The following is a 10,722-nucleotide window of genomic DNA, read 5'->3' as shown; positions in this document are numbered from 1 at the left end:
ATATCGTACCTCCTCTGATCTACAAATACTAGAAAGATGACTAAATTAGTTAAGTTTAGGATACTTCTCTTTAACGGAGGAAGCAAGCTTTAAGATGTTCAAATCCCGTCCTCGCTCGTCACCTAGTGTCAAGGTAGTACATAGTCTCCACCTTGACGCCCGCTCCTTCACTCCTGAGTTCGGCAGCTAAGAAAGCAAAGGATGTTTGTAAGAGCCGGATGGATATGACACCAAGACAGCTGGCAAAAAGAGTCCGACAACTCGGCTACCACCTTGAGTACCAAAAGTATATCGAGGTCAAGATCGCGGAAAACAGCACCGTGGTCAAGAGCTACCTCTTAATGGAAACCAAGTCGGCTTTGACAATAGGCGGTTATAGAGTAACATTGAAAGAGGACGGGCTAATGCTTGAAGTCCTACCGGAAGCAGAGCCCGAGACCATTAGCATATTTGAGCTGCTGGAAAAGGCCAGCTAGGCGTGCTAGCAAGGGTTTAATAATAAGGAAAGCGCCTGTATGATGTTTACATTCCCCAACCTATTTAAGGGCTAATGAAAACAACTAATCTCGAATCTATGGAAGTAAATACAGATCTAAAATTTTTTACAAACGAACCGGACTCCACCCTTTTAAAAAGATTTCAAAAAACCCTCAAAAATAATACTCAATTTTTTGACGTTTTAGTCGGTTACTTTCGGACCAGCGGTTTTTTTCATCTCTACGAATCTTTAGAAGAAGTTGAAAAAATACGAATTCTAGTTGGCATCAACGCAAACCGCGAAACACTTGATTTAATTGAACAAGCGAAGAGTAGCCAGATAAGCTTTAGTTTTTCAAACAAAGAACTTCACGACCAATTCTCGGGCCAAGTGACCGATGAGATGGACAATTCCGAGGATAATATAAGTGTCGAGATAGGCGTTCAAAAATTCATTGAATTTATCAAATCCGGAAAGCTTGAGATAAGAGCCTATCCTTCAGGCGATATTCACGCCAAGGTCTACATAATCCGCAAAGATCAAAATAAAAGCGATGAGTATGGCAAAGTAATAACCGGCTCAAGCAATTTTTCAATTTCAGGGTTGAGGGAAAATTTAGAATTTAATGTCGAGCTGAAGGACAGCCCCGATGTCAAATTTGCTCTAGCGAAGTTCGAATCCCTTTGGAAAGACGCCGTTGATCTGTCCGAAAAATATATCGAAACAATCAATACCGGTACTTGGTTAAATGATACTATCACCCCCTATGAGCTTTACTTAAAATTTCTCTATGAGTATCTAAAAGAAAAAATAAATATCGATCAGGATGATATTTATAAAAAATATTTGCCGGGAAACTTTCTCGACCTCGAATACCAGAATGAAGCCGTAAAGGACGCAAAGGATAAGCTGGATCAGTATGGCGGCGTATTCCTTGCCGATGTCGTAGGGCTCGGAAAAACTTATATTTCCGCCATGCTTGCCCAACAGCTTGAGGGTCGAACTTTGGTTATTTGCCCGCCTGTACTAAAGGAATATTGGCAGGAGACTTTTTCTGATTTTCGCGTGCCGGCAGATGTTCAGTCGCTTGGCAAGCTAGACAAGCTGATAAAAAAAGGTGTTGAAAAATATAGGAATGTATTTATTGACGAAGCCCATCGTTTTCGAAACGAAAGCAATCAAACTTATGAGAAATTGAAGCAGGTCTGTTGGGGGCGGCGTGTCATTCTGGTGTCGGCTACCCCGCTTAATAACTCGCCGAGCGACATTTTAAGCCAGATGAAACTGTTCCAGAAAGGACACAACAGCACGATTCCCAACATCCGTGATCTGGATAGATTCTTTGGCCGCTTAAAGAGACGTTTGCAAGAGACTGATAGAAGAGATCTAAAAAGATATCTGGGCATTGTAAAAGAGAATTCAATCGAAATTCGTGAGAACATCTTAAAATACGTCATGGTAAGGCGAACGCGATCGGAAGTTCTTAAATATTTTGAAAAGGATTTGAAAAAACAAAAAGTAAGCTTCCCCAAGGTTTCCGAACCTCAAAAAATCGGCTATAAATTCGATGAAGAGCTGGATCAAATATTCAATGAAACTATTAAACTGATAAAGGCTTTTAAGTATTCACGCTACACACCTATTCTTTATCTCAAAAATCCTGATCCCCAAGAAATAATCGGCCAGCGGAACATGGGTCGTTTTATGAAAATATTGCTTGTTAAGAGGCTCGATAGCAGCTTCCCCGCCTTTAAAAATACCCTGAATCGATTCATCAATTCCTACTCATATTTTATAAATATGCTTGATAAAGGCACGGTTTATCTAAGCAAAAAGTACAGCAACAAAGTTTTTGATCTCTTGGAAAATGATGATGAGCAAGAAATCTTGAAGTTGGTTGAGGAAGAAAGGGTTCAAGAATATAAGGCCGACGAGTTTTCCGCCGAGTTCCGGCAAGACCTAGAGAGCGATCTTGAAACGCTTAAGAAAATCGAAAGCTTGTGGGTCAACGTTAAGGATGATCCCAAGATCGACGAATTTAAGAAGATCCTCGACACCGACAAAATACTTAAACAAAAAGATAGTAAGCTTATAGTCTTCACCGAATCTAAAGAAACCGCCGATTATCTTGCGAGCCAGCTGGAAAAACAATATGGCGATCAGGTCTTGGCTTTTTCCAGCAAATCAAGCGCTATGATTAGAGACAGAATTACTGAAAATTACGATCCGAGCTACAAACACAAGAAAGATAATTTAAGGATTCTTATAACGACCGATATCTTGGCGGAGGGCGTCAACCTCCATCGTGCAAACGCCGTCATAAACTACGATATCCCTTGGAATCCGACTAGAGTTTTGCAACGTTTTGGCCGTATCAACAGAATCGGCCAGCCGAGACCCGTTCATATATACAATTTTTTTCCAACCGACCAGTCAGAGCAGGAAATAGGCCTTGAAGCATGCGCTAAAAGCAAAATCCAAGCATTCCACAGCACTTTAGGTGAAGATGCCCAGTATCTTACTGAAGGCGAAGAGATCAGCTCGCATGAAATCTTTGAGCGCGTAAACTCAAAAAGATTTTTGGAAAACGGCGGCGAGGAAGAGATCGATTCCGAGCTGAAATACCTCGAAATAATGCGGAATATCCGAGACAGCAAACCCGATTTGTTTGAGCGGATTAAGAGGCTTCCAAAGAAAGCAAGGAGCGCCAAGCAAGAAGCCGGCTGCCAACAATCGCTGGTAACGTTTTTTAGAAAAGACAAGCTCAAGAAGATGTTTTTAGCCGACACAAATGAAGTTAGGGAGCTCGATTTTTTTCAGGCTGCCGACATTTTGAAATCGACGCCTCAAATAAAACGTGAGAGGCTGGATCAGGACTTCTATAGGTACCTTGAGAAAAATAAGGATGCGTTCAGACAAGCCACAACTGAAATCATTAGAGAATTTAAGCAAACAGGTGGACGGGCCAACGAGACTACTCTTATAAACACAATCAAGGCGATTCAAAAGTTTCAGGGGCTTACCGATGATGATGAGGATTTTCTTAACAACGTTTTGGTTTTACTAAATGAAGGGACGATGGGCAAACATATCATCAAATCGCTGCTAAAAGAAATTAAACTATCCAGCAAAAATCCGCTTAAAATTCTTTATCTGTTGAAGTCGGGCATACCGGACAGCTATTTTACTTCCTCGGGTCTTGCATCGGCTTATCAAAGCTCAAGTCCTCGTGAAATCATCTTATCCGAATACTTAATTAAGGGCGATTAACCATATGCGAGATCTAATTAAGAACACACTCGAAAACGAATTTGACGAAGCCAGATTCAGTGGTTTTGTAAAAAATCTCTTTAATGAGATAACCATTAACCCTCAAAGCCTTATTGTGACCGGCGGTTTCGGCCAGCATATTACGAGCTTTAATTTTTTGGGAGAGTTTAACGATGCCGGGAAAAAGCGCCTCGATGTCCTAACCGTCGAACTTTCTGGCAACACAAAAGTAGCGCGCGCGCGATCCATGCAAAGGAATATTATCGCTAAGTATCTAAAGGATAACCTTTGTGATGCCGCGCTAGTTGCCTTTTACTCCAGGGAAAACCCGGATTGGCGGCTCTCCTTTGTAAAGATGGAATACATGCTGACTGATAAGGGAGCTAAGGTTGAAATCGGCACACCGCCTAGACGGTACTCTTTTTTAGTCGGCAAAACAGAACCCTCGCACACAGCCGGCGGCCAACTGTTGCCGATCCTTGAAGAACAAAAAGTAAATCCTCTGGTCGCCGAAATCGAAGATGCTTTTGGTATTGAGAAAGTTACCAAGGAATTCTTTGTTAAATACAAGCAGCTTTTCACCAGCCTAGAGCAACAATTGCGGACAAATCCTACTTTTAGGAATGAAGCGGTAAGAAATAACATCGACGCCACTAATTTCGCCAAAAAACTCCTCGGCCAAATAGTTTTCTTATATTTCTTGCAGAAAAAAGGTTGGCTTGGCGTATCAAAGGGTGAAACATGGGGTAAGGGTGATAAGCATTTCTTGAGGCACTTGTTTGATAAATGCTTGGAAAAGGGCGAAAACTTCTTTAACGATTATCTGGAATTTCTCTTTTACGATACCTTGAACAATCCAAGAAACGATCAAGCCGACCGCAATTACTCTGCTAGATTTAATTGTAAGATTCCTTTTTTAAACGGCGGATTATTCGAACCAGAATACGATTGGCAGAACAGCTTTATCTATCTCAACAATAATATCTTCGCTGATATTTTAGATGTCTTTGATCTCTATAACTTTACCGTTAAAGAAGACGAGCCTCTGGAAAAAGAGGTAGCCGTCGATCCGGAAATGCTCGGTAAAGTCTTTGAAAATCTGTTAGAGGAAAATCTTCGCAAAGGCAAGGGCATATATTATACGCCCAGAGAAATTGTCCATTACATGTGTCAAGAAAGCTTAACCAACTACATCGCGACGGAATCTAACCTCAATCCGGAAGACATAAGAATTCTAATTCATCATCTCGCGGACGATGATCGTAGTTTGCCCGCTGGTATCATCAAGCAATCAGAAGCGATTGATAAGACGCTTGCTGGCATTAAAGTTGTTGATCCGGCTTGCGGCTCCGGCGCTTTTTGCGTCGGCATGCTTCAAGAAATTATAAAGGCTAGATTATTATTAAACCCCTCGCTATCCGAATACAAGATAAAAAAAGAGACCATTCAAAATTGCATATATGGCGTTGATATTGACCCGGGCGCTATCGAGATCGCCAAACTAAGGCTATGGCTCAGTTTAGTAGTTGATTATGACTTGGAAGATATAGAGCCCCTGCCGAACTTGGACTACAAGATTATGCAAGGAAACAGTCTTCTTGAAGAACTTGTCTTGGGTAAAAAAACAATAAGGCTGTTTGACCCGGCAATCGTCGGCGTCAAATCACCAAAATATTTAAATCTGTTTGAGGAAGATAATCGTCTCAGCTTGTTTGATAACGACGAAACGACTAAAGCAATCTTTGAAAAGTATCACAAATGGCAGTTGAGGCTTTTTAACGCTAAGACAAAGGAAAAGAAAAAAGAAGCTCGGGAAAATCTTGAAAAGATACAAACTGAACTGATAGAACAAACGATTAAGTCGGAGATTTCGCATCTTGATAGTGTTGATAGAAATATTGGCAAGTATGTAAATACGGGTATCGGCTTGACCAAAAAGGACGCAGATAAGAAAGCCGAAATTTTAAATACTCAAGCAAACATCCACGAGATTTTAAACGAGATAAAACATTCCGGCAATAGACCATTCTTTTTATGGCACCTATATTTCGGAGATGTATTTTTAGAAAAAGGCGGTTTTGATGTAGTTATTGCCAATCCTCCGTATGTCCGCGCCGACTCTGGACCTGAATATCTCGCCTTCAGAAAGAAACTTGAGGAATCCAAAACATACAATACTCTTTACGAAAAGTGGGACTTAATGGTGCCGTTTATCGAAAGAGGATTGAATATCGCCAACCAAAAAGGCGATCTCATCTACATTGTTTCCAATGCTATCTGCACTTCAAAATATGCCTTCAAACTCCTTGATTTGATTCAGGAAGAATACTTTACGCGCTCCATTGATTATTTTGAGGAAATGGAGGTTTTTGAAGCCGGGGTTGTTCCAGTAGTATTGAATGTTAGCCAAACTGCCGGTAACGGTAAAACAAGAACGATTGTTCATCGCGGTTCCTTTGAGAATAGGGTGAATGTGACAGAGATTGCATCGAAAGAATTCAAATCACTGGGCCGCGATGCGTTCAGGAAAGAATACAATCCAGTGGCCTTAAAGGCACAGGTAGTGGACCTCGGCGATATCTGCTATATCAGTTATGGATTACGACCAAATAGTGATGAAAGATTTTGGAAAGGTGAATTTACAGCAAAAGATATTATTGCGGAAAGCAAAGACAAAATACACTGTAAGCCATATGTTGAGGGAAAAGATTTGGGAAATTACAAAATTAGTCGTATTCGTTATTTAGAATGGAACACATCACGGATTCCTAAAAAATTAGTTCGGCCTACTTTCCCAGAATTATACAATCGGCCAAAAATTATGCGTGGAATTATGACCGGTGGAATTTTTGATGATACGGGGATCATATGTAATCACAGCATCGTCGTTTTTGTTATGTTTGTAGATTTGTATGGAGTCAACAATAAAAGCATTCAAACAAGCATCAAGAAGTTTAATCGGATTCCGCGCGACCAACTGGAACGAATTTCAGAAAAGTTTGATTTGAAATATCTTCTTGCAATTCTCAATTCTTCGTTTGCTCTGAGATATCTCAACAATATCCGCCGTCACCGCTTGGAAAATTACTTTTACCCCAACGACTTTAGGAAACTTCCCATTACGGACATATCGTCCAAAGAGCAAAAACCACTCATAGACCTCGTTGATAAAATCCTCGCCATCACCAAAGACGACGACTATTTAAAAAATAATGCCAAGCAAGCCAATGTCCGCGAATACGAAAAACAAATCGACCAACTCGTCTATGAGCTATACGGCCTAACGGAAGAAGAGATCACCATCGTGGAGGGCAAAGCATAATTATGTTTATCAAAAAAATCACAATTAAAAATTTCCGTCTTTTCCCATCGGAAAAAAATTTTGGGATCGACAAAATCAATGCACCCGATGGAACAAATGCAGGTTCCGGACTTAATGTCTTTGTCGGCGAGAATGGAAGCGGAAAAACTACTCTTTTAGATGCCTTTGCACTTCCATTTTTAGAGTACAAAACGGAAAACTATGGAATTGATAATTTCAATGACCCTAGCAAAAAGGTTGAAATAAACATTTATTCTCACGAAGAATTTGATGTTGATGGCACTATGCCTAAAAGTTCATTTAAGGCAAAAGGATTTTCCTTTAGTGCTGGTGTGCGGTCAAGAGGAACAAAAGCCTATCTTTCATCTATTGTCGTCAGTGATCAAAAGTTTATAAAAGTTGACCCCGCAAAACCGCCAGACAACAGCCCAGATTTAAGAGTCAATGTAAACAACCCGTTCAAGGGCAAGCGGTTTAATCAAAATGACGTGCTTTTTCTGGACAGAAACAGGTTATTTCAAACGCGCTCCGGAAATTTCAACACGACACGTTTTGATAGGTTAATGGAAGACTTCAGCTATCAATACCTAAAAAGCTTGGAATCCGCTATTGCAAATCTAAACGATGAGTTAAACGATAAAATTAAAAAAGACAAGGTTAATAACAAATTTTTATCCGAAGCAGTAAAGAAATTTGAGGAGATTAGTGGCTCTCAAATAAAATTGGATTTCTTGGATAACTGCGAGCCATTTAAAAACGCTTTCTTTGCTGCCAAAAGAGATAATCATCAACAAATTACTTTAAGTAATCTTGGCTCGGGTTACGAAATGATTTTTGCTCTTTTATACTCGTTTTATCTCGCCCAGCAAAGCGGTAAGCAATTGATAATATTGATAGATGAGCCGGAATTGCATTTACATCCAATATTACAGGAAAAATTTGTTGATTTTCTGCTGAAATCTTCTATAAACGCACAAATTATACTTGCTTCTCATTCTCCGCTTTTGGTGAAACAACTTTCAGAGAACGAAAAGGTCAAAATAAGAGTTTTAGAGTGTGACGAACAAAAGGTGTCGGAAATAGAAAAACGTGTTTTGCCCTACATTTCAGCAAATGAAACAAATTTCTTGGCATTCAACTTGGCGACGGAGGAATATCACAATGAGCTTTTTGAGGAGTTAAAATTTATAAATGGCGACGACAAAACTATTAAAGATTTTGATAATGAATTTTTCGTTACTGCAAAGCACGAGCCAAAAAAATCTCCTTGGAAAGGAAGTAAAAACGAGGTGAGCATTCACACCTTTATTAGAAATCAAATCCATCACCAAAAAGAAAATGGAAAAGCAGTATATGAAGATCTAAAAGCATCGATTGAAAAAATGAGAGGTTTTTTCTAGCTTGAGTCAATGCTAATTTGCTTCGCTTTTTATATTACGCTTAAAATACCTCTCTGCCTGCTGTAACATATATAGGTCGGTAGCACGAAGGTTAAGGGAAATCAACAAAACCCCCTACTTATTTCTTGAAACGTGACTCTTTCGTATTTTGCTATTCGTCTGCTAACTTAAAAAGATTAATTATTTAACGCTTAATTGTCGATTAGTATTGAAATATTTATGTCTTATGTGCATTATTTGTTATATAATACCAAATAATGCGCACAAAAGGTAAAAGATGAGAATGAAGCAGTATTTAAAATCACTCGGTAAAACTGAATCAAAGCTTTTGACAGTTCTATCTTCACAGGATAAGACTATCTTTACGGTTGAAGATGCTCAGAAGGTATTGGGAAGCTCTATTGTTGCTGTTAGGTCATTGCTTAACTACCTGGTAGCAAAAAAGTGGCTGATTCGGCTTACTCCCGGAAAGTATTTAATTGTTCCTTTATCTGCAGGTGAGGGAGCTGAGCACTCTGAGAATTGGTATGTGATTGCCAAGAATTTAATTGAGCCCCTGCCTTACTATATTTCTTACTACAGTGCTCTTGAGATTCACGAGATGATTATTCAGCCAATATTTACAGTCTATATCAGCACCCCCAACAGAAGAAGGCCGAAAGAGGTCTTGGGCGCTACTTACCAATCTGTATATACACAACCCAAAGATATGGAGTGGGGCGTTGAAGACGTTTGGATTACGCCGTCTCAGAAGGTGAGGGCAAGCGATCTTGAGCGAACAATTATCGATTGCCTGGATCGTCCCGACCTTTGCGGCGGCATTAGTGAAATTGCTAAGGGCATATGGGTTAAGCGAAACGATATTGATTATCAAAAGCTAACCCAATACGCAAACCGATTAAACAGAAAAAGTGTTGCTAAGCGTCTTGGATTTCTTTTGGAGACGTATGGCCTTGGCCAAGAAATCTTATCCGGGCTTAAAGACCTGCTTTCGCCTAGCTACACTTTACTCGATCCGACCCTTGAAGATACCGGACGCTTCTTAAGTTCCTGGAAAATAAGGGTGAATATTGATCCGGAAGAATTAATAGAAATAACGAGAACTTAAAATAAAGGCGATCAGATGATTCCACGATCAGAGCTACAAAGGCTTTCCCACCGGCTTAAGATGAACGAATTGGTTCTGGAGAAGGACTATGTTCTTACCTGGATTATTTTAGGTATTGCCGATTCGGATTTGTATCCGCTGCTTGCTTTTAAGGGAGGGACGGCCTTAAGGAAAATCTATTTTCCCGATTACCGTTTTTCTGAAGATCTGGATTTTACGGTTTTGGAAAAAGTTGAATCTGACGATTTAATCTCTGGCTTGGGGCGTGTGATTGCCGATCTTTCCAAAGGCCAAGGTTTTCAGTTTGCGTTGCCGTCGGAAAAAATTGAGCGGCGTAATGATTCTATAACGGCTTACATTAGCTTTGTTGGCCCGCTTCAGGCAAAACTTGGGAGCAGAGATATTAAGGTGGACTTTACATTATCCGAGAAACTGATATTTCCCGTTGAACCGCATACTATATATCGTGATTATAGCGATGCAGTTGAGAAGCAGATACTTACTTATTCGCTCGAAGAAATCATGGTCGAAAAGCTTTGCGCAATTATCGGTCGCACAGAACCACGGGATGTTTATGACCTGGATTATCTTTTTGATCAAAATCTCGACTTTATGGCAATTCCTAATGCACTCGTAGAGAAAGCAGAGTTTAAGGGCATTGACCCTAATCGGCTGTTGGAGGTGCTCGAAAAGAAGAAGCCAACATTAGAGCGCATGTGGAAAACTCGCCTTGCACATCAAGTTAAGGACCTGCCACATTTGGAAGAAGTTCTAAGAAATCTGCAACGAAACATAAAGAAGCACGTTGAACTCGGAGACTAAGGGCTTTCTGAATTCATCAAAATAGCACATATGTATCAATTAAATGAATTCAGCGAGAGTAGCAGGGCGGGTTTGCACGCTTGTACACGAAACACTACAAAATATTGAGCGCAAAACGCTACGAGATATTTATTGACTGAGCTTCACATGCTTCCCGAAACTCAGGGTCCCGAGCCTCCCTTTCAGCCATGTAATCTTTATGTTTCACTTTTCGCAGTTCGCAATTGCTCTATTCAAATTATTTTAACTTGCTATAATAAAAGCCAATAGTTAAACGATACTTTTTATAATTAATAGTTATAGGAGGCGCTATGAATATCAA

The 10,722-nt window shown here is 40.0% G+C and carries 6 protein-coding genes; all 6 read left to right on the top strand.

The window, feature by feature from the left end; translation table 11 throughout:
* The first annotated feature begins 218 nt into the window (after positions 1-218).
* Entirely contained in the window at positions 219-476 is a 258-nt protein-coding gene (locus tag COY37_RS02185; RefSeq protein ID WP_286677943.1) for a hypothetical protein, read from the top strand.
* 74 nt (positions 477-550) lie between these two features.
* A complete protein-coding gene (locus COY37_RS02180; RefSeq protein ID WP_287007212.1) occupies positions 551-3,748 on the top strand; it encodes a helicase-related protein in 3,198 nt (1,065 codons plus the stop codon).
* A gap of 4 nt (positions 3,749-3,752) precedes the next feature.
* Entirely contained in the window at positions 3,753-7,070 is a 3,318-nt protein-coding gene (locus tag COY37_RS02175) for an Eco57I restriction-modification methylase domain-containing protein (RefSeq protein WP_286677945.1), read from the top strand.
* Positions 7,071-7,072: 2 nt separating this feature from the next.
* Positions 7,073-8,470 carry an AAA family ATPase gene (locus COY37_RS02170; protein WP_286677946.1) on the top strand — a complete coding sequence of 466 codons (1,398 nt, stop codon included), beginning with the start codon at positions 7,073-7,075 and terminating at the stop codon, positions 8,468-8,470.
* Between the two features lie 283 nt (positions 8,471-8,753).
* Entirely contained in the window at positions 8,754-9,578 is an 825-nt protein-coding gene (locus COY37_RS02165) for a type IV toxin-antitoxin system AbiEi family antitoxin domain-containing protein (protein ID WP_286677947.1), read from the top strand.
* Between the two features lie 60 nt (positions 9,579-9,638).
* Positions 9,639-10,400, top strand: coding sequence for a nucleotidyl transferase AbiEii/AbiGii toxin family protein (locus COY37_RS02160; RefSeq protein ID WP_286677948.1), 762 nt, complete (start codon positions 9,639-9,641; stop codon positions 10,398-10,400).
* Positions 10,401-10,722 lie beyond the last annotated feature (322 nt).

This window comes from Candidatus Aquicultor secundus, from assembly GCF_002791875.1.
In the GTDB taxonomy this organism is placed as follows: domain Bacteria; phylum Actinomycetota; class Aquicultoria; order Aquicultorales; family Aquicultoraceae; genus Aquicultor_A; species Aquicultor_A secundus.
Note: the sequence above shows the minus strand (reverse complement) of the source record. Positions and strands in the feature narration are given on the sequence as shown.

What these genes read in the sequence shown, in the direction of transcription:
- COY37_RS02185 (WP_286677943.1), top strand. Translation starts at nt 219, where the DNA reads ATGGATATGACACCAAGACAGCTGGCAAAAAGAGTCCGACAACTCGGC.
- COY37_RS02180 (WP_287007212.1), top strand. Translation starts at nt 551, where the DNA reads ATGAAAACAACTAATCTCGAATCTATGGAAGTAAATACAGATCTAAAA.
- COY37_RS02175 (WP_286677945.1), top strand. Translation starts at nt 3,753, where the DNA reads ATGCGAGATCTAATTAAGAACACACTCGAAAACGAATTTGACGAAGCC.
- COY37_RS02170 (WP_286677946.1), top strand. Translation starts at nt 7,073, where the DNA reads ATGTTTATCAAAAAAATCACAATTAAAAATTTCCGTCTTTTCCCATCG.
- COY37_RS02165 (WP_286677947.1), top strand. Translation starts at nt 8,754, where the DNA reads ATGAAGCAGTATTTAAAATCACTCGGTAAAACTGAATCAAAGCTTTTG.
- COY37_RS02160 (WP_286677948.1), top strand. Translation starts at nt 9,639, where the DNA reads ATGAACGAATTGGTTCTGGAGAAGGACTATGTTCTTACCTGGATTATT.